The organism is Halodesulfovibrio sp. MK-HDV (genome assembly GCF_009914765.1).
In the GTDB taxonomy this organism is placed as follows: domain Bacteria; phylum Desulfobacterota; class Desulfovibrionia; order Desulfovibrionales; family Desulfovibrionaceae; genus Halodesulfovibrio.
Genome location: NZ_WYDS01000013.1, coordinates 1 through 19,149 on the forward strand (window position 1 = coordinate 1; position 19,149 = coordinate 19,149).

The window sequence follows — 19,149 nt, forward strand, 5'->3', positions numbered from 1 at the left end:
GGGGCGATGATTGTGTTTGAGGTTTGATTAATATTTTTTATTTGGTGCGTACGTGCGGACGTGCGTAGGTGTGTGTGTGGGTGCCTCCGGCGGCTCTTCGAGGAGTCTCCGACGGGCAGGCAGGGTTCCACCCTCCTGCACCTCCCGCAAGGGGCTCGCCCCTTGACCCGATTATACGTGAGTTCAGCACGTAACTTATCTCATTGGAAGCCACGAAGAAGCTACCTCGCTTTTAATAATATTAAAGTATTTTATTATGCGAAGTGGACATAGCTAAATATTCACGTGGCTCGATTCATTACTTGAATAAATAAAAAAGGCTGTCCCTCATATGAAGGACAGCCTTTTTTTATTTTACGAAAGGTAATGGAGCATAAGCCGCGAGGTAATCTTAAAAAAAGAAAGACCTCGCAAAACAAAAAGTTTGAAAGGGGGTCTGGGGGAAAACTTTTCAAGCTTTAGCCGTTCTCGAGGCACGAGGGATTACGGATAAAGACAGTGAAACAGTTTTCAGCCCAGCCGCCGGAGGCAAAAAAAACTGTCCGAGCATGCGTCGTAATCAACGCTCGTAGTTACTTTTCTACAGGCATAAGCATGTGTGAGAAGTAGTGTGGTTTTTCTGGTGCATCATCAATGTTACGTGCGATGATTTCTCCATCCATACCAAGGCGTGAGATAAAGATTGCGGAATCTTTTCTATTGGTTTCTTGAAGAAGATTTTTAAGCTCTGCAAAGTTTTTATAGGCTTTGAGGATAACGGCGTTATCCACACTGAGCAAAAGTTTTTTGGTGTCTTCGGTTGCACGAACGCCTGATGCGAGGAGCAGGTTTTCGCCGGATTCACAGAGAATTGTTCCGGTGCGTGCAGCTGATGCCTGATAGGACGTGATGCCTGGCACTACTGAGATGTTGAAGTTTGGATTGATGACTTCGAGAGTGCGCTTCAGGTATCCGAATGTTGAGTATATGAGCGGATCACCTAGGGTTAGGAACGCACAGTTTTTACCATGCTTGAGAAGGTCAGCAACGATTTTTGCGTTGTGCTCCCATGCTTCCATTAAGACTTTTTCATCGCGTGTCATTGGAAAGCCGAGATGCACGACTTCGGCGTCCGCTTGCATGTGCGGTTCTGCAATAGAGAGCGCGGTTGAGTAATCGTTTTTTGTGGATGATGCAGCAAGAACGATATCAACGTTTGCTAAAACTTTGGCAGCTTTAATAGTAAGCAGATCCGGATCACCGGGACCAACCCCGATGCCGTATAGTGTGCCTAAGGAAGCGGGCATTACATGTCTCCTGAAATATGGGAAGTAGGTTGCATTCGAGTCGGATGCAGCAACGCTGCCAGCTCTTCCACGGCGGACACGGCTCTAGGGCCGGGCCGTGAGTAGCTTGATTCATCAATAATGTAGACGCGGTTGTTTTTCACAGCATTAATGGTGCGAAAATGGGCACGCGTTTTCATCGGTTGCGGATTCGGATTCATGGCACCTTGTTGAATAAGGTACACTTCCGGATCACGCTTGATGACTTCCTCTTCGTTTATGCGAACCAATTTTACAGAGGCATCCATAATGTTGGTGCCACCTGCATGGTTGATAATATCATTAACAATAGATGCGTTCCCTGCACCGAGAAGGTTGGGGTATCGCACTTCAAAAAATACGGAAGGCTTGTGTTCAACTGTTACAAGTTGTTGCTGAACCCGAACAAGTCGTTCTTGGAGGGCGTTGCATACAAGCGTCGCTTGGTCTTCGGCATTGGTAAGCGTGCCGAGGCGCTTTATGACGGAAAAAAGTTCTTCAAACGTAGTTATGGAAAAAAAGGCAACGGGAATATCGAGTTGCTCGAGCATTCGGACAGATTCCAGTGCTTTTTTCCGGCCACCCATTTGGAGTACAATGTCTGGTCGCAGTCCTGCCACAAGCTCCGGATTAGGGCGCATGTGTGTTCCAATGGAAGGCTTTGATAGAATAGAAGGCGGCAGGGCGTCGGCCTTAGTTCGGGCGACGATGGTGTCTTCTTTCTCCAGCTCTGCCAGCATTTCGTTGAATGCTCCATACAGCGCAATTATTCGTGTTGCAGGGCGTTGCAACACAATAGTCCTGCCAAGATCATCTGTGATGCTGACAGGTGTAGGGAGACCTTCCGGTGAAGGTTTACTCGCGAAGGCTGTACTAACGAAGAGTAGCAGCAGAACCGGGAGTAAAAAATGCTTGAGGTGCATTGGTAACCGGATGCTTGAATGTATGGATTGGTGTGTCATAAATTGTCGTCAGGTTTTCGTCTGTAAAAACATCTTCAACTGTGCCGTCCAGTACTACGCGACCGTGTTTGAGAAACACAAGTCTTGTACAGTAAAGGGCTGCAAGGTTGATGTCATGGATTGCTGCAACGACGGTGGTACCTGTGTGGTGCCGTTGTTTTAGCAAATCAAATATTTCAATGGTACGTGCGATGTCGAGGCCTGATGTGGCTTCGTCCAGCAGTACTGTTTTGGCTTGTTGAGCCAGTGCCCGTGCGATTAAAACACGTTGAAATTCTCCACCGGAAAGATCGCGCGCAGACCTGTAGGCAAAGCCTTCGGTGGCTGTTTCTTTCATACAGGTCAAGGCAACTTCTTTGTCCTCAGCGCTGTATCCTCCGAGGGCAGATATGTACGGGTATCGTCCCATAAGCACAAGGGAGAGAGCTTCAATATCCGGCGTTTCACCTGTGTACTGAGGCACGGATGCAATCTGAGCGGCACGCTGTTTTGCTGGAATCTGTAATAGATTCGTATCGTTCAGCGTTACTGAACCTTTCAGCGGCTTTCTGATTCCTGAAAGCGACATTAACAGGGTCGTTTTACCGCTCCCGTTCGGCCCCAACAGCCCCACCATTTCTCCTTGCTGAATAGAAAGAGAAACATCGTGCAGCACTGGTGTACTTGAGTATCCCGCCGAAAGATTTTGTATATTGATTCGAGCGGTCATTACTGGCTGCTCCGTTTCATGGTGCGATGCAGAAGCATGCAAAAGAAAGGGCCACCGAGTAATGCTGTGACAACACCGACCGGCAGTTCGGCACCTTCAGGAAGAATTGTTCGAGCGAGAACATCAGACCATAGGAGAAGCAGTCCGCCAATAAGCGCGGAGCTTACGAGTAATGGTCTGTGTTCACCGCCTTGTACAAGACGCACAAGGTGCGGCACGACAAGTCCGACAAATCCGATAACACCGGAAACCGCGACAGACGCACCGGTGATCATGCTGGCTCCAACAAGCAGCCAGAGACGAACACGGCTGGCATTCATACCTAACTGCTGTGCTTGCGTTTCACCAAGTGAAAGGATGTCCAGCTCTCGAGAGAACCGCCAAATGATGGCTACTCCAAGACCATACCAAGGTAAAAGAAGCTGCACATGCTGCCAGCTTCTTCCCTGCAAGCTTCCCATAATCCAGAATACGATAGATGCGACGGAATCTTCATCGAGTGATTTGATGAGAGATATGAGCGCGGCAAGAAAGGTTGCAACCACAACACCGGCAAGAACAAGAGCATCGCGTTTAAGCTGGCCGCCCATGCTACCGAGTGTGATGACTGCTCCAAGGGCAAGCAGTGCACCGGTAAGTGCGGCAAGCGGGACAATGCCAATTCCTGCAAGATATGGAATAGCGCCTGAAAATCCAAAGAAAATGGCGACGGATGCGCCAAAGGCTGCTCCGCTGGAAACACCGATAGTGAATGGATCTGCAAGCGGGTTGCGTAAAATTCCTTGAAAGACCGTTCCGGAGATAGCAAGGCCGCTACCAATAAGTAGGGACAGGATAACGCGGCTGAATCTGATTTCCCACACAACAATTGAATTAGTTGTTTCAGCGGGGTGAGTGCTTGGAAAAATATGCTGCACTAACGTATTGAATGCCTGCTGGATTGGAATATCCAGTGGACCGTATGCAGAAGCCAGAACAGCAGACACCACACAGACAAAGGCTGTGATGCTGGCAAAAATGACGCACCGACGGGCACGGCGCTGAGCGATGTCTGCTGAGCTGATCATGATTTACAGAGAATTAAATGCTTTTTTCAAGTGCGCGACCCACTGGGCAACAACAACATCGTACTCACCGGTGCCTTTAAGCACTGTCTGTACTTTGAAACCTTCTTTTTCAAGAATAGATTTCCAGCTGTCATCTTCCGCACCGGCCATATCATTACGTGCGTGGTCGCCAGCAACAGACATCAGCGGCATGAGCCAAACTGTTTTAATGCCTTTAGCTTTCAGCTTAGGAATGATGTTGTCGAGAGCAGGGTAGCCTTCAACTGTACCAACATAGATGTTGGAATCTTCTTCACTGAGGTAGGTAGCGAGACCCGGGTAGTAAATGTTGCCCGGATCGTGTGTGCCGTGGCCCATAAAGATAACTGCTTCGTCTTTTTTGCGTTTAGCTGGAACGGTAGCAGGCAAGATTTTTGCCATTGAAGCTACGTCAGCAGGAGAATTCAAAAGCGGTGTGCCCACAGCAATGTGGCTGATGCTTTTAGGAATGCCATTGAATGCGCTAGCAGTTTTTTTGATGTCTGAAAATTCTTGTCCCGGAATTGTCTGCAGGGACTGAACTGCAACATGTGTAAAACCTTCATCACCCATCTGCGCGAGAGCAGTAGCGGGGGAAGGAACAATCATGTTTTCTGTGCGTTTGATCTTATTACGAATAATGGCAGCAGAGTATGCCCAGCGGATTTCAGTATCCGGAAAAGCTTTGGCAACTTCTTCGCCAATGTTTTCTAAAGATACACGAGCTTCAGGTACGGATGTACCGAACGCTACGAGCAGGATGCCCTTTTTAGGAGTTTCGACTTGTCCGTGACCAGCAAAAGCAGGGAATGACAAAACGAAAACAAGGACAACAGCGAGCATGAGTCGTAAAGAACGACTGCGGATCATGGCAAAAGCCTCCAACGTTTGGGGCGGGAAATATAACGCTTGGACAGTGCAAAGTACGCACCGATAGCGAAGTGTGTTTTGCATAACAAGGCCCCGTGCCTGCAAAACGTGCCGAATATTCACAGCCTGCCGAAGTGAAAAGGGGGGAGAGATTCGATGGCAGGTGTGGTGTGAATATGTACAAAGTATCAGGCAGGTCTTCCGGCTTGTTTCTTTTTCTCCGACCTTCCCAGTAAAACCAGTGGTACAATATGGAGAAAAATTGAATAAAACTTACGGCGGCGGGACCGCTCCCGATTTAAACGGGATTCCCTATTAGGCTCAATGAGCACCTGAAGTGAGGCACTGTACACGTAATAAAATTGACCGGTCAAGGAGTGATATTACTAACCGGCAATCCAAAGATACAAGATTGTTACGCAGATGAGGCTGCTGATGCGTAATGCCTGACTCATGAGTAACATCGGGAAGCCGATCTTAAAAGAGAAGACACCAGTTTGCGATGGCAACTGATGACGCAGTGCGCGGATTGGTGTGGCGACAATTGTTCCAAGAACCAGAGCCAGAACAAGCTGTGATGTGGTAAGTGCTCCGCCGTCTAAAAGAGCGCCCGCTGCTGCGATACCTGTTGTGAATTCCGCAGCCACTGCAAATACAACAACGCTGACAGCTTCAACAGGAAGATAGGCAGAAGTAACCCAACCTGCTGCGGCTGTACGAAGATATTCAAACATGCCTGCCTGATTCAAGGCGTAGATGAGGAAATATACTGGAGCGGTAATGGTACAGATGCGGATAAATCGTTTACGGAATGCCTGTAAAATTTTGGCAGCGGAAGTTGTTCTATGCGCTGGTTGTTTTTTTATAGGTGATGTTGTCGCATGGGGCGCGAGTTTTATTCGCGTCCAGATAAGTAGCAGGAGCGTGCGGAGCAGAGCAGCAAAGCCGTTGAGAGAAAGGTATATTATTCCCGCTGTGCGCGTCATCGGTACAATAATAAAGAATGTGGTCGGGAGATGCAGGAGAAAGACTGGTAGTCCTGTATTGATAAGGTAACTCAGCTTCATTTCCTGCAGGGAGATCTTTTTTTCTTTCCAGAACGTCATCAGCATGGTGTTTGCAGCTGTTCCTGAAAAAAATGCGGTTGTGAATGCCGCACCGGATTCATCTTTCAGGTTCCCGAAGCGCATGACAGGACGCACCAACGTGGCAAGAAGTGGTGCCCAGCCCATGCCTTCAACCGCAATACCAACAATAAGGCCAATGCCGAGAAAGCCGAGCATCCGAAGGAGCGGGCGGAGTAGTCCTGGCCATGCTTTACCCCACGTGAGCAAGCTTGGGTCATTGGAAAGGATGACACCTAGTGCTGTTAGCGAACAGATAGCGGCAATTACAAGCGCTTTTACTGGGCTTTTGGATTTGCGTTTGCGAGGGGCAGAGGTTGAGATGTTGGTTGATGCGTGTGACATGGAATCTCCTTGAGGTGGTGGTACGCCACACAAAAAGTAATTTCAAGTAAGTAAGTTATGCTTGAAATAAGAATATTTATCGATAATTTTCTGGAATAGTAGCTTGTTATGTAGAAAATAGAGCGCGGAATTTTGTGCAAAAAAAATCGCGCCACAGCAAGCTGTAGCGCGCATTTTTTCAATCGACATGCGATTAAGGAAACCGGGTAGTTTTCGCCGGTCCGAAAAAAGTAGCTTCCCCCAACTTTGTCCGACACATGAGGAAATTTCTTTTCAGGAGTAGACCATTCCTCCTGCACTGCGCTCTATATATCAAGAAGCGTGCCGTTTGTCATAACCTATTTATAAGAATGTAGAAAATTAGATATGGTTATAAATGATAAGGACATTCAACGGTAAGTGGTACAAAAAGGATTAGAGTGTCCGAGATTACGGATAAGTAGTCCGCAATCTCGGACGATTTGTGTTTAATGCTGATAGCGAGTCGCGCTTGTGCGAGAAAAAGACTACTTTTTTACGGAGTGCTTTTTCAGCAGGTCGTATAGGTAGGAGCGGGAAAGACCGGACAATTGGCAAGCTGTGGCTACTTTTCCATCTGCTAACGCCATAAGGTTTTGTAGATATTGTGAGAATGCTTCATCTCTAAATTCAAAAAAAGGCGTGATGGAATCAGGAATTACAAGAGTGTCCGTGATCACGGACTGAAGTGATGCCTTGTCCGTGTTCGCGGAATTTTGTGTATGCTGTCCCGTGTCAAACTGTGGCGATATGGGATTGGCAGCCATATCATCAACCTGTGCCAAAGATGGTGCAGGTCGCGTTGTATTATTGTGTTCGCTCACGGTGTCTGTTGAGGTCTTTATCCCTAACGTATTCGGAGAGTTATCAGGTCGCACAATAATCGGAGGTGTCTGTTCCATCGGTGAAGTTGCAAGGCGAGCTGTGTATCCGTCCGTACTGTTTTCCGCTTCTGATAATGTACAGAATGCACCATTGTGTAACGGAATATCTTTGTCTTCACGTTGCATTTTGTCAGCAGCGGCTCTGGCAATATTAATACGAATGTGATCCGGTAAGTGGCGGCTGAAAATTTTGGTAGTGTCTTTAGCGGCAAGTACTGCGCGTTCCAGAGTGTGTATCAGTTCGCGCACGTTCCCCGGCCATGAATATTCATAGGCCACATCGAGCAGGTCTGGAGAAATACCTTTTGCTGGCATACCGTATTTGCCACAGAGCTGCTTAACATAGTGCTCAATGAGTCGTGGCAGGTCATCCGTTCTCTCGCGTAAAGGGGGCAATGCCATAACAACAGTTCGGATTCGGAATAGAAGGTCACTGCGGAATGTGCCGCGGGCAACCATTTCATCAAGGTTTCTGTTGGTAGCGCAGATGAGACGAAAGTCTGATGTTTTCTCAGTTCTTGCGCCTACTGGACGGAATCGATGCTCTTGCAATACCCGTAGGAAAAATTTCTGAATGGCAAGTGGCAGTTCGCCAACTTCATCAAGAAAAAGAGTACCGTTGTTGGATTGTGCTACTAGACCTTCCCTGTCTTTATCTGCACCGGTAAACGAACCTTTGCGGTGACCGAACAAGATTGAGCTTGCAAGAGTACGCGACATTGATGCGCAGTCTACCGCCACAAACGGGCCGGTAGCACGAAGGCTGTTTTCGTGGACAGCTCTTGCAAAAACTTCTTTACCAACACCAGTTTCACCAAGCAGCAGGGCGGAAGCATCAGAAGATGCGGCTTCTGCAACAAGCGACAAGCATTTTTTAATACCGGCGCTGTCGCCGATGATGCCGCTGCGCTTGAGCTTAACAACTCCGTTTTTAGCTGGGCGTTTACCTCTGTAGTCAATGGCGCGGATAAGTGGAAGCACCATGCGGTCAACGGAGCTTTGTTTTTCAACATAATCCCAGGCACCATTGCGGATGGCCTTTTCTGCACCGTCAGGTGTCGGGGTACCTGTCACTACAATAATTTCAGGATGCCCGCGCATGGCATTCAGCTGCGCGATGGCAAGCAGGCCGTTACCGTCTGGAAGCTGTGTATTAAGATACACAATGTCCGTGTCATGCTTGCGACCCGAGGAAAAAGCCTCGTTAAGAGATTTAGCTTGTTTGCTGCGGTGTCCGAGACCTGTGACAATGGAGGCCAGAGTTTCGGAAAAAACTTGGTCGTTATCGATGATGAGAACGCGAGCCATTGCCTACTCCTGATGGTCTTCTAGTGCGGACTGCACCAGCTGAAAAATGCTGTTTGTGTCGAGCGGCTTATGCGCAAGGGTTGGTACACCGGCTCCCATAGCAATTTCGCTTGTAATCGGGTCAGTCGGATCTGCACACAGAACAAGGCGGGTTTCCGGATGAACCCCGAGAAGGATTCGAGCAAGTTCCAGTCCGCTCATCTGCGGCATAGCAAATGTTAGGATAATCAGATCAAACGTATCAGGTGATTCAAGAAACAGGCGTAATGCTTCAACACTGCCGGAAACAGCTTCAATGCGGTATCCGAGAGGAACAAGCAGGCTGCGCCATTTTCGAATTTCCTGTTCCTCTGGAGATACGAGTAGAATACGCTCGCTACCTAATCTAGGTGACGGTGCAATTGGTCGCGACTGATCAATTTCCTGTTCATAAAATGGAATGTAGAGGCAGAATGTAGAACCAAGTCCTTCTTCAGAAAGTACGGTGATACCCCCGTCGTGAGCGCGGGCAATGCCGTGTGCAACAGCAAGTCCGAGTCCTTGGGCGTCATCTGCCCCACGGGTCGTAAAAAATGGATCAAAAATGCGTGGAAGTAATTGTTCAGGAACCCCGACGCCAGAATCTTGAACCGTAACGCGAAGGTATTTTCCCGGGATGAGGTCGGCACGAAAAGCACCGGTGCGTTCGTCAAATTCTACTTCTGCCATGCGCACTGTAATTGTGCCGCTGTCAGTAATGGACAGCCGTGCATTTTCAAGCAGATTGTCGATGATCTGTCTTACCTGTCCGGCATCTGCCAGAACTGTTCGGTTGTTGGCGCTAATTTCTTCCAGAAGCAGAATATGCGGAGGAAGTATAGAGCGGAAGTCGCTGAGGGCTTCTGCCAAAACCGGTTGCAGGGTAGTGGGGCGCATTTCCCCCTGACCTTGTCTGCTGATTGTCTGAAATTTTTTGATGAGAGCCATGGAGCTATTTGCAGCGCCGAGGATTGTATTCAAGTTGCTCTGTACCTGTTCGTTACCGGAGCTTTGCTTGAGGGCAGATTCTGTGCTGCTTACAATAGGCCGGATGAGCGTACTGAAGTCGGATGCGATGCCGCCTGCGAGAATGCCGATGGCTTCCATGCGTTGTGACTGGCGAATCTGTTCGTCAATAATCGCCTGTTCAGTCTCTGCATCCTTACGTTCAGTAATGTCTACAAGAGTTCCTTCGTAAAATTTAATGGAGCCTTTTACGTTATACACAGTGCGTGCGTTTATGAGTACCCACATGAGTAGGCCGTCACGTCTGCGAAATTGCATTTCGAAATTTTTGACTTCGCCTTTCTTCTTGAGCTCTGTCAGCAGATCTAAAAATCTCCCGGCATCAAGGGTGACGTTGTCCTGATCGACAGGAAAATTACGAAGCATTTCTCCGGGGGATGGGTATCCAAAAATTTTAGCCAACGCTGGGTTAGCTAAAATAAAGCGCCCGTTACGAGCTTTGCGGAACATTCCCTCGACTGAGTTGTCAAAAAAACTGCGCACGTCAGTTTCGTCCTTCTGGGAAGGGCGTACGTGAATGTGGCGGGAGGATTTGTTGGAATCAGATGTAGACATAGGCGCACAGTACGCACCCAGCAAGCACATGGCAATGGCGTTCTTGCGCGGTGTTATGGGCGGTCGATGACCACGCCTGCGTATCCTACAACTTGAGAATTGTCTCCGGTTACAGCGCCGGACGATGTATATTCAAGAATATCAGCCCGTGATGCACCAAGTGCCTCACAAGCTATGAGTCCGGCTGTCATAGGAAGCACGCCGCACATGCTTATGTTGTTGCGGGCAACTGTGGTAAGCAAGCCTTGAGCGTCAACTGACTGAACATAGGAAAGGGCGAGTGTATCAAGCTCTTTTGCTGCATCGGCAGAAATGTAGTGGCTCATGTCTGAGCTGACGACAATGCTGCTGTCCGGATTTTGTTGCAATGCTCCAGCAAGGACAGTGCCGACAAACGCGAGAGTTTCCTGATTGCTCGTGGCAATAGCAATAGGAACAATTGTAGCGTTTGGATTGGTAACTTGGATGAACGGGAGAAGTACTTCAAGCGAGTGTTCGTTAGTGTGGGCAAGCGTGTCTGCCTCAAAAAAGGAACCTGTTGCGAGAAGTTGTTTTCTAGCTTCAATATTGATTGGCACAACGCCAAGTGGAGTTTCCCAATCGCCGCCGCTCCATACTGAAACAGGAGCTCCTCGACCCGTGTGATTCGGGCCGAGGAGATATATTGTATTACTAAGATTGCATGAACCAAAAGTATAGCCGGCAGTTTTACCGGAATACATATAGCCAGCATGGGGAGCCATAGCAAGAAGAGTGCGTGCACTGCGCTTTGTGCCACGTTGAAGGAATACTTCCACTTCTGCCCGCAGTTTTTGCGGACTGGCAGTGTAGAATTGACCTGCAACAACAGGTGAACGTCGAGCAGCGGTTGTATCTGCTTTCTTCATGATATTCCCCTTACAAAGCGTTTATTGTCTACGGCTCCAGAGAGTTACAGACTTCCAGTAGGAGAGAATGATGAAGCATCTTTAGACAAGCCTTGTGTTGTCAGGTCAGATGTTGCCATTCTTCCGTACAGAGATTTAGGGTCGGCGGTAACCAATTGGTTAAGAATATCTTCCCATTTATTGGTATCGCCGGTCTTCTTGTAAAGCGAAGCAATTCTGTAACGCATTGCCGGATAGCCCGGATCTTTTTCAGGTACAGCAAGTGCCAGTTCTCTAGCCCATTCAAGAGCTTCTTCAGACCTACCCGTACGCTCTGTAATATCCATGAGCGAGTTCAATAAATCTCTGATTTTTTCTGTATCTGCTTTTTCAGGATCTTTTCTAGCAAGTTCTTTAAATGAACGAAGCGCTGCCATACCTAGCTTGTATGCCGGTTCGAAATCTTCGCGACGCTCAGCATCACGGGCAAGGAAGTAATTAATATATGCTTCCTTGGTACGTGGCATGTCGTCAATGCTCTTTAAGCGTGTCCACAAGGCCACAGCGTTATCAGGCTGATCGAGGTTTTCGTATGCAAGAGCTACTGCGTAGTCGAGCTGGTTTTTGCTTTCGCTATTCAGTTCCCAAAGTTCGACACGACGAGTGAGGTCAATAATATCACCCCAGCGTTCGTTGTCTACGTACACGGAAAGAGCAAGGCTAAGCCCCATTTCTGAATATTCGGGAACTTTGAGTTGCTGGAAAAACGGGTCGAGAACTTCCAACGCTTTTGTAGGCTGGTTCTTTTTCCACATGGAAAGAGCAAGCGCCACGCGGCTTTCAGGGGTAAGCTTTGGTTCCTGATTATGCACGATAGGGAAGTCATCCCAGATCTGCAGAATTTTCTCGTAGTTTTCTTCTTTAATATTGTTCGCTGTCAGTACGCTGAATGAGCGCATGGCAACTTCTTTGATTCTAGGTACAAGCTCATGATCCGGATGTTTTTCCATAAAGGAAGATGCGGTAGCCAGAGCTTCCGGATGCTGGTTGTTCCACAGGTACCAGATTGATTTCTTCAATCGGGCAAGTGGTGCAAGTCGGCTATTCGGATATTCCTCAATAATCTTGGAGTAGATTTCAAGAGGTTTTAAGCTGTATGGCTTATCGAACACAGAGAACATACCGGAAATGGTTGGAGTGTCGTATTTGCCTTCTTCAGCAAGACGCATGAGTGACACAAGACCACCATCGCGATCTGGGAATTTGCGTACAGCTTCTTCATAGATTTCGCGCGCAGCATCAAATTCTTCTGTTTCAAGGTAGATGTCGCCGAGGCGAGCAAGAACCATGTCGGCATCGTCGCCGTCCGGATCAATGTTGTAGTACGTCCAGTAATGCATACGGGCTTCATCCGCTTTGCCAAGACGATACGCAACATCACCCATTTGACTGAGGAATGGTGGATAGTCGAGGTAGAAGCGTGGCCAGCGTTTTCCAACGTAGTCTACAATCTGGTATGCCTGATCGTAGTAAGCAAGTTGATACAGGGACTTTGCAAGCCCGACACCAGCTTCGCGAACGAACTTGGTATCTGGAAACTTCTGTACAATGTACTGGAAGTTATCCGCTGCATTCTGCCAGTCTTTTTCCTTAAAGTAATGCTCGCCCCAATAGTAATAGGTAGCAGGAACGAGATCATCTTTAGGATAATTGCGGCGCAGGATATTAAAGTACGCTCCTGCTTCACGGATATTACCAATTTTTAAGTTGGTGTACCCGAGTCGCAACAGATGGCTGGGAACTTTATGGCTTTTAAGATCAAAGTTCATTGCCTCAGTAGTAGCGGCAATAATTTTTTCGTAGTTGTTAGCAAGATCGTTCTTGCCGGCTGCGTACAGTGTGTCAGCAATGCCGTTAAGCACTTCATCACGCTGTTCTTTGGTCAGGGTCGGTACTCGTTTAAGCTCTTTGTATGTATCTAGAGCTTCAGAGTATACTCCGTTGTTCAGAGCTGTTTTTGCAAGTTTAAGGAGGCGTTCAGGACTTGGCGGCGGTGCCACTTCGTTACCATTTTTATCCACCCATACCACTTCGGTATTTGCATTTTCAGAGCTGACTACTTTTTCTAATTTTTTTTCAGGAATGGCAACCTTGGCCACTGGTGGCGTAGGTTCTTTCATTGCTGCTGGTGCAGGCTTAGGAACAGGTGTTGGCTGTACCGCGTCAGGCTGATTAGTTTCAGCTTGCGCAACCAAAGGTGTCTCTGCCTGTGGTTGCTGTACTTGCGGCGCAGGAACCCATGTCTCAGGGCCACCGGTGTTTACACGGGAGCGAAACGCATTGTCGGCAGTGAAAAAAGGCTTTTTTCCACCTGTACGGTTAGGTGCTGCTTTAATACGTGATGGAGCAGGCTTCTGCTGAGCAACAGGATCTGCTGCACGTTCCGGCTGCTGGTTTGTAACAACTGGTTTTGTGGCAGGTGCCGATTTTTTGGCGGCAGCCTGTTCATTTTTCTTGGCATCAGAAGGGGAAAATTTTCTTTTGCCGTCAGGGTAAATATCAATAGCGATTTTGTTATTGGCTGCTCTGCTTGTTTTGAAGCGGAATCCATTGAGCTTAGTACGAATGCGCAATGTTTTTCCTGCATCTTTAGGAGCAGCAAGGAACTTGGCGTTCCTGATACGTTGCCCGTTGTTTGCGGGCGTAAAAGATTTGACGGCCTGCTCTATTTGAGGCGTGACAAAAGTTAGCTCATTCTTCCCGGTACGGGAGAGCGTAAAGTTTTTGACTGGGGCGTCAAAAGAAATAACAAGGCGTTCAAACTTTAGATGTTTGCCCCAATACCAAGATGCAGCCTGTGTTTCTGCGGGTAATGCAACCGACAGATATCCTACCGCCACTATGAGCCAGATCAGTCTGGAACTATTATGTTTTATCACAGCTATCTCATTGCAATTAATGTGCAAGAAACGGACGCAATGCACCCTGAAAACCCAATGTTGTATAGGTTGTATCGCAACGCTTTGGAAAGTTTAATCAATTTTTTTCTTTTTTAAGCTTTTCGATAAGAGTGGTGCGTTTTACGCCTAAGATCTCAGCGGCTTGGTTTTTAATGCCATTCGCTTGCTGGAGGGCTTCCAATAGCAATTTTTCTTCGACAGCATCGAGGAATTCTTTAAGTGGAAGCTTTTGCTCGTTCAAATCCTGAATGCACGGCCATTGGAATCCGGCCTGCTGTGGACGAACGGGTGCTGGTGAAATCGGTTCCGGAAGTTCAGCAATTACTCCTACTTGATCAAGGATCTTGCGAGGCAAGTCTGCCGGAGTAATGGAATTGGAGTCGCATAAAATAGTCATGCGTTCCATAAAGTTTTCCAACTCGCGGACGTTTCCGGGCCAAGTGTATGCTGCAAGGATTTTGCGAGTGTCAGGTGATAGTGTAAGTCGTGGACGCTGTTGTTTATCGCCAAATTTTTGTAAAAAATGGTCGCAAAGCAACAGTATATCACCGTCGCGCTCCCGTAGGGCGGGCAACTGAAGGGGAATAACGTTCAGGCGGTAATAAAGGTCTTCTCTAAAACGTCCGGCAGCAACTTCAACTTCTAAATCGCGGTTGGTTGCTGCTACTACTCGTACGTCTACGCTTTTGATGGATGAACCGCCAACGCGTTCGATTTCTTTTTCTTGAAGTACGCGCAATATTTTGACCTGAAGTGTCAGATCCATATCGCCGATTTCATCAAGAAAAATCGTGCCGCCGTCCGCTAGTTCAAAGCGACCGGGACGAGAGCGAATAGCGTGAGTGAACGCGCCTTTTTCATGGCCGAAGAGTTCGGATTCAAGAAGGTCGCGTGGGATGCTCCGCAGTTAATGGGAACAAAGGGTGCACTGTCTCGGGTGCTGTTTGCATGTAGTGAGCGTACTAGTAATTCTTTACCAGTACCAGATTCACCAGTTACAAGTACGGTACTATCTGTTGGGGCTACTTTGGCAAGAACGCTGAAGACATCCTGCATGACAGATGACTGTCCAATCGTTCCAAGTTTGTTCAGGCTCATTTCCTCTCCGATTGATTACGTCCCCCTGCTAACGCATCCCCTTGGACTAATGACTGTCAACTTTATGACTTTTAGTCAATAGAAAACTTCCCAACGTATATAGAAGCTTACCTTATTTGAAAATAGAAGTAAGGCAAGTTTTTTGTTGCATCACTAGCAATTTTACTTACTGACGAATGTACCATTTAGTTTTTTAGAATGAATAAATAGAAAAAAATTGTACTAAAAATTTAAGTAATTTATTTCAAAAGAAAATCATAAATGGTGTGTACAGGGTGGATATGGACGATATATAGAGCAGTATACAAAATTGTTTGGTTGAAGATGATGTTGCATTAAGTAAGAGTTCTAATAGTATAATTTGGCGTACAACTTGTATTTTTTGCAGTATATTTTGACGGCTCAAAGACAAGTAAAAAAAAACTTTAGAACGGCATTTGCAACTTTAGTAAAAGTAAAAGTAAATTTTTTCCATACAACAGTGACAAATGTAAATGTTCTTTCTTTGTATTCATCATCAGTTGCGGTGACATTGCTAGTGAACTATGTTCATAAAAAATGCAAGCTTATTGGTAATCCTTTATACCCATATGTAGTTTTGCGGTATACATCATACTGTAGTTGCGTTGACAGCAGTTTGAAGGAAAGTATACTTTTTCGAAAACAATTCGATAATGTCGAGGAAGAGACTATGTCCCAACAATCTATTGAACGCGCAACCCGAGTACTTGGGTTGTTCACATTTGAAAATCCAAGCTGGCGTGTGAGTGATATTGCAAAGACACTTGATCTTGCTATCGGCACAACACACGGCATTGTAAAAGCTTTGGCTAACAGTGATTATTTGGCGCAGAATCCTGCGACAAAAGAATATAAATTAGGTCTGAAGCTTATGGAGCTTGGCTCGTTGCAGTCCGCTACATACGAGCTTAACCGAAAGGCAGCCACGCCTGTTACCTACCTTGCCCAGCATTCCAATACCATCGGCAGGGTGGGGGTGATGTACCATAATGCAATTTTAACAACATTAAGTACTGATCATCAGGAATGGCATCCTTCCTCATACATAGGTCCCACTGTTCCGGCGTATTGCACAGGCATGGGCAGGGCTATCTTGTCTCAGCTTCCTATGCGTGAACTTGTGGAGCACTTGGCAACTGTACAGTTGCTTCCTTATACCCCTAAAACACTTACCGACCCAGTGGAGTTGCATGAAGAAATTAGTGCAACCCGCGAACGGGGCTATTCGCTAGTTCTTGGTGAAACTCTTATTCATCTTAATACGATTGGTGCACCTGTTTTTGGTGCAGAAGGTAAGGTCATCGGTGGAATCAGCGTAAGTGGTACCAGCGATATTATTGGTCCGGAAACAGATATTGTCAGTTTTGCAAACCGGCTCTTAGACGTTGCATCAGAGATTTCTGTGCAGATGGGCTACAGAGCACAGCCGAAATTTGTGGATGAAAGATAATGCAGAATTACGACGCCTTTTCGCACGCGAAGACTACAGCTCATATTGATTTTGACGCAATTACAGAAATCTTTTCACAGGCGCATATAGAAGGGCGTACCTCTTTATACGAGCACGAAGTATATCGTGTTATGGAGAGTATCGGTTCCGAAACTCCGCCGCAGGTTAAACTGATTCCACGGGGAACTCGTCCGTCTGATGATGAACTGATGAGTCTTCCCGGTAAAAAAGTTGTGCTTAAAATTATCTCACCTACTATCGTGCATAAAACGGAAGTGGGCGGAGTACGTATTGTGGAACGTGAGCCAAGTAAGATTCGTTCTGCGTGGCGCCGTATGATGTACGAAGTACCGGAGAAGTATGCCCGTTGGATCGAGCAGAATCCTGAAGCATCTCCTGAAGAATACGCCGGACTTTCCGGTAGTGCTTTAGAAGAAGCGATTTCTCTGGATTTGAAAGGTGTGCTGCTTGTACAGTTCATGCCGCCGGATTCTGATACATTCGGCAACGAACTTATTGTCGGTCTAAGAAGAACCCGTGAGTTCGGAATGGTCTTAAGTGCTGGGCTTGGCGGTACTGACGCTGAGTTGTACGCGGAACGGTTTAAAAAAAGTCAGGCGATTGTTGCAGCATCAACAAAACTGACTGATGGCGAAGCGTTCTTTAATCATTTCAGACAGACTATTTCTTTTGAAAAACTAGCCGGACGCACACGCGGTCAGGAACGTATTGTATCTGATGATCAATTGCTGGAATGTTTTGATGCCTGCATTCTGCTGGCGAACTACTATTCCCCGACAAATCCTGAAGCTCCATTTATTATAGATGAATTTGAAATCAATCCGTTTGCATTTACAGATTTCCTCATGGTTCCGTTAGACGGTTTGTGCAGATTCTCCCTGCCGGAGAAGGCTATAACACCCCGTCCTGTTGCTAAAATTAAAAATCTGCTTCATCCGGAGACGATAGGTATCATCGGCGTGTCTGCTTCCCGTGAAAATTTTGGACGTATCATTCTTCGCAATGTGCTTGCAGAGGGATACCCTAAAGAGCAGGTGCGTATTATCCGTGATGGTTGTGATGAAATTGACGGAGTGCGTTGCATTCCTTCCGTGGATGCAGAAGGCAAGCTTGATCTGCTCGTTGTGGCTGTCCCTGCCAAACATCTTCCGGCTGTTGTTGATGAAGTTATCGAAAAAGACGCTGCAAGCAGTGTGATGCTGATTGCTGGCGGACTTGGAGAAACAGAAGAAAGTTACGAACGTGCACAGCAGGTGATTGCGCAAATCAATAAAGCACATGAATCCAGCGATGGCGGCCCTGTATTTATCGGGGCAAACTGCATGGGTATCGTCTCTCGTCCGGGTGGGTACAATACATGGTTCATCCCTGAAGATAAGTTTCCAAAGAATGGTCTTGGAACGCCGCGTCGTGCCGCACTGGTTAGCCAGAGCGGAGCATTTATGCTTTTCGGACTCAGCCGTTATCCGCACCTTTCCCCGAATTACATGATTTCAATGGGCAACCAGACCGACCTTACTTTAGGCGATATGGTTACCTACCTTAAAGATGATGACAATGTTGATGTGATCGCTGTGTATGCAGAAGGATTTAACGATCTTGACGGATTAGCATTTTGTCGTTCCGTGCGTGAAGCAGTGATGGCTGGTAAAGAGGTCGTATTCTACAAAGCCGGGCGCACACCTGAAGGCAAATCTGCAACCAGTGGACACACTGCATCGCTTGCTGGCGACTACATGGTGGCAGAAAGCTGTGTTCGACAGGCAGGCGCAGTTGTAGCGCAAACAGTCGAACAATTTCAGGATCTTTTTGTGCTTGCGGAAACACTTCATTCCAAAAAAGTGGAAGGTAACCGTCTTGGCGCGATCAGTGGTGCAGGGTTTGAAGCTGTAAGCATGGCTGACAGCATCGACGTGGGCACTTTTACCATGAAGCTCGCACCGTTTTCTGAAAAAGCTAACAATGGACTCCGAGCGTTATTGAAAGAAAAGCGTTTGGAATCCCTTGTGTCTATTTCAAACCCAATGGATATTACTCCAGCAGGGGATGATGAGTTGCACGTGGAAATCGCGAAAATCATGCTTGATGAACCTACTGTGGATGCAGTGGTCTTGGCGTTAACTCCGCTCAGCCCAATGATGCAGTCCCTTAATACCGAGAAGGGCGAGCCGTTCAGCATGCACAATGAAGAGAGCGTGCTGTCTCGTGCGTTGGAATTAGCAAAACAATCCGATAAGCCGCTTGTATGTGCATCTGATGGTGGTATGCTGTTTGAGCCGATGCGCGAAGCCTTGAATGAAGCAGGGGTTCCTGTTTTTCAAACTGCTGACAGAGCAGTGGCAGCGTTGGCGCGCTATGTTCAGTCACGTTTGCATGCTAAATCCATCCGTTGTGGTGGGTGTGGTATTCGTTAGATTTGCCTCCGGCGGGCAGGCTCTGCCTCCACAAGGGACTGGCGTCCGTAGCACTCGTTCCTCGTGAACGGCCACTGGCGCAAGCACCCGCAAGGGGACGCCCCCTTGACC

The 19,149-nt window shown here is 47.4% G+C and carries 13 protein-coding genes, 1 pseudogene and 1 riboswitch; of the genes and pseudogenes, 2 read left to right on the top strand and 12 right to left on the bottom strand.

From position 1 onward, the window contains the following. Positions 1 to 572: 572 nt before the first annotated feature. The 12 genes and pseudogenes from cobI to MKHDV_RS19205 all read right to left on the bottom strand — a co-directional run. The gene (cobI, locus tag MKHDV_RS11120; protein WP_160715287.1) at positions 573 to 1,286 is read right to left on the bottom strand and encodes a precorrin-2 C(20)-methyltransferase; all 714 of its coding nucleotides are present in this window, start codon (positions 1,284 to 1,286) and stop codon (positions 573 to 575) included. Continuing rightward, positions 1,286 to 2,266: an ABC transporter substrate-binding protein gene (locus tag MKHDV_RS11125; protein ID WP_254060464.1), complete on the bottom strand. Its 981-nt coding sequence runs from the start codon at positions 2,264 to 2,266 to the stop codon at positions 1,286 to 1,288. Before MKHDV_RS11125 ends, cobI begins: the two co-directional genes overlap by 1 nt. Continuing rightward, complete coding sequence (locus MKHDV_RS11130) at positions 2,178 to 2,975, bottom strand: ABC transporter ATP-binding protein (protein ID WP_160715289.1); 798 nt, start codon at positions 2,973 to 2,975, stop codon at positions 2,178 to 2,180. Before MKHDV_RS11130 ends, MKHDV_RS11125 begins: the two co-directional genes overlap by 89 nt. Continuing rightward, on the bottom strand, positions 2,975 to 4,042 hold the full coding sequence (locus MKHDV_RS11135) for an iron ABC transporter permease (protein WP_160715291.1): 1,068 nt from the start codon (positions 4,040 to 4,042) through the stop codon (positions 2,975 to 2,977). The genes MKHDV_RS11130 and MKHDV_RS11135 overlap by 1 nt, the downstream gene beginning before the upstream one ends. A 3-nt stretch (positions 4,043 to 4,045) precedes the next feature. After that, positions 4,046 to 4,930: a sirohydrochlorin cobaltochelatase gene (locus tag MKHDV_RS11140; protein WP_160715293.1), complete on the bottom strand. Its 885-nt coding sequence runs from the start codon at positions 4,928 to 4,930 to the stop codon at positions 4,046 to 4,048. A gap of 173 nt (positions 4,931 to 5,103) precedes the next feature. Continuing rightward, positions 5,104 to 5,281: riboswitch (cobalamin riboswitch) on the bottom strand. A gap of 35 nt (positions 5,282 to 5,316) precedes the next feature. Next, a complete protein-coding gene (locus MKHDV_RS11145) occupies positions 5,317 to 6,399 on the bottom strand; it encodes a nucleoside recognition domain-containing protein (protein ID WP_160715295.1) in 1,083 nt (360 codons plus the stop codon). Between the two features lie 506 nt (positions 6,400 to 6,905). Continuing rightward, complete coding sequence (locus MKHDV_RS11150; protein ID WP_160715297.1) at positions 6,906 to 8,609, bottom strand: sigma-54 dependent transcriptional regulator; 1,704 nt, start codon at positions 8,607 to 8,609, stop codon at positions 6,906 to 6,908. 3 nt (positions 8,610 to 8,612) lie between these two features. Continuing rightward, a complete protein-coding gene (locus MKHDV_RS11155) occupies positions 8,613 to 10,208 on the bottom strand; it encodes an ATP-binding protein (RefSeq protein WP_160715299.1) in 1,596 nt (531 codons plus the stop codon). 53 nt (positions 10,209 to 10,261) lie between these two features. After that, positions 10,262 to 11,095: an AmmeMemoRadiSam system protein B gene (gene amrB, locus MKHDV_RS11160; protein ID WP_160715301.1), complete on the bottom strand. Its 834-nt coding sequence runs from the start codon at positions 11,093 to 11,095 to the stop codon at positions 10,262 to 10,264. A 44-nt stretch (positions 11,096 to 11,139) separates the two neighbouring features. Beyond that, positions 11,140 to 14,013: a tetratricopeptide repeat protein gene (locus MKHDV_RS11165; protein ID WP_160715303.1), complete on the bottom strand. Its 2,874-nt coding sequence runs from the start codon at positions 14,011 to 14,013 to the stop codon at positions 11,140 to 11,142. A gap of 97 nt (positions 14,014 to 14,110) precedes the next feature. Then, positions 14,111 to 14,440: a helix-turn-helix domain-containing protein gene (locus MKHDV_RS19200; RefSeq protein WP_371416027.1), complete on the bottom strand. Its 330-nt coding sequence runs from the start codon at positions 14,438 to 14,440 to the stop codon at positions 14,111 to 14,113. 216 nt (positions 14,441 to 14,656) lie between these two features. Continuing rightward, positions 14,657 to 15,132, bottom strand: a pseudogene (locus MKHDV_RS19205) (sigma-54 factor interaction domain-containing protein); the annotation flags it as partial. Between the two features lie 691 nt (positions 15,133 to 15,823). Between MKHDV_RS19205 and MKHDV_RS11175 the strand changes: the two are divergent. Then, the gene (locus MKHDV_RS11175; protein WP_160715305.1) at positions 15,824 to 16,603 is read left to right on the top strand and encodes an IclR family transcriptional regulator; all 780 of its coding nucleotides are present in this window, start codon (positions 15,824 to 15,826) and stop codon (positions 16,601 to 16,603) included. Continuing rightward, entirely contained in the window at positions 16,603 to 19,038 is a 2,436-nt protein-coding gene (locus tag MKHDV_RS11180; protein WP_160715307.1) for an acetate--CoA ligase family protein, read from the top strand. The genes MKHDV_RS11175 and MKHDV_RS11180 overlap by 1 nt, the downstream gene beginning before the upstream one ends. The last annotated feature ends 111 nt before the right edge of the window (positions 19,039 to 19,149 follow it).

Bases quoted from the DNA above. Each gene is read 5' to 3' on its own strand.
- cobI (WP_160715287.1), bottom strand. From the start codon at position 1,286: ATGCCCGCTTCCTTAGGCACACTATACGGCATCGGGGTTGGTCCCGGT.
- MKHDV_RS11125 (WP_254060464.1), bottom strand. From the start codon at position 2,266: ATGACACACCAATCCATACATTCAAGCATCCGGTTACCAATGCACCTC.
- MKHDV_RS11130 (WP_160715289.1), bottom strand. From the start codon at position 2,975: ATGACCGCTCGAATCAATATACAAAATCTTTCGGCGGGATACTCAAGT.
- MKHDV_RS11135 (WP_160715291.1), bottom strand. From the start codon at position 4,042: ATGATCAGCTCAGCAGACATCGCTCAGCGCCGTGCCCGTCGGTGCGTC.
- MKHDV_RS11140 (WP_160715293.1), bottom strand. From the start codon at position 4,930: ATGATCCGCAGTCGTTCTTTACGACTCATGCTCGCTGTTGTCCTTGTT.
- MKHDV_RS11145 (WP_160715295.1), bottom strand. From the start codon at position 6,399: ATGTCACACGCATCAACCAACATCTCAACCTCTGCCCCTCGCAAACGC.
- MKHDV_RS11150 (WP_160715297.1), bottom strand. From the start codon at position 8,609: ATGGCTCGCGTTCTCATCATCGATAACGACCAAGTTTTTTCCGAAACT.
- MKHDV_RS11155 (WP_160715299.1), bottom strand. From the start codon at position 10,208: ATGTCTACATCTGATTCCAACAAATCCTCCCGCCACATTCACGTACGC.
- amrB (WP_160715301.1), bottom strand. From the start codon at position 11,095: ATGAAGAAAGCAGATACAACCGCTGCTCGACGTTCACCTGTTGTTGCA.
- MKHDV_RS19200 (WP_371416027.1), bottom strand. From the start codon at position 14,440: ATGGAACGCATGACTATTTTATGCGACTCCAATTCCATTACTCCGGCA.
- MKHDV_RS11175 (WP_160715305.1), top strand. From the start codon at position 15,824: ATGTCCCAACAATCTATTGAACGCGCAACCCGAGTACTTGGGTTGTTC.
- MKHDV_RS11180 (WP_160715307.1), top strand. From the start codon at position 16,603: ATGCAGAATTACGACGCCTTTTCGCACGCGAAGACTACAGCTCATATT.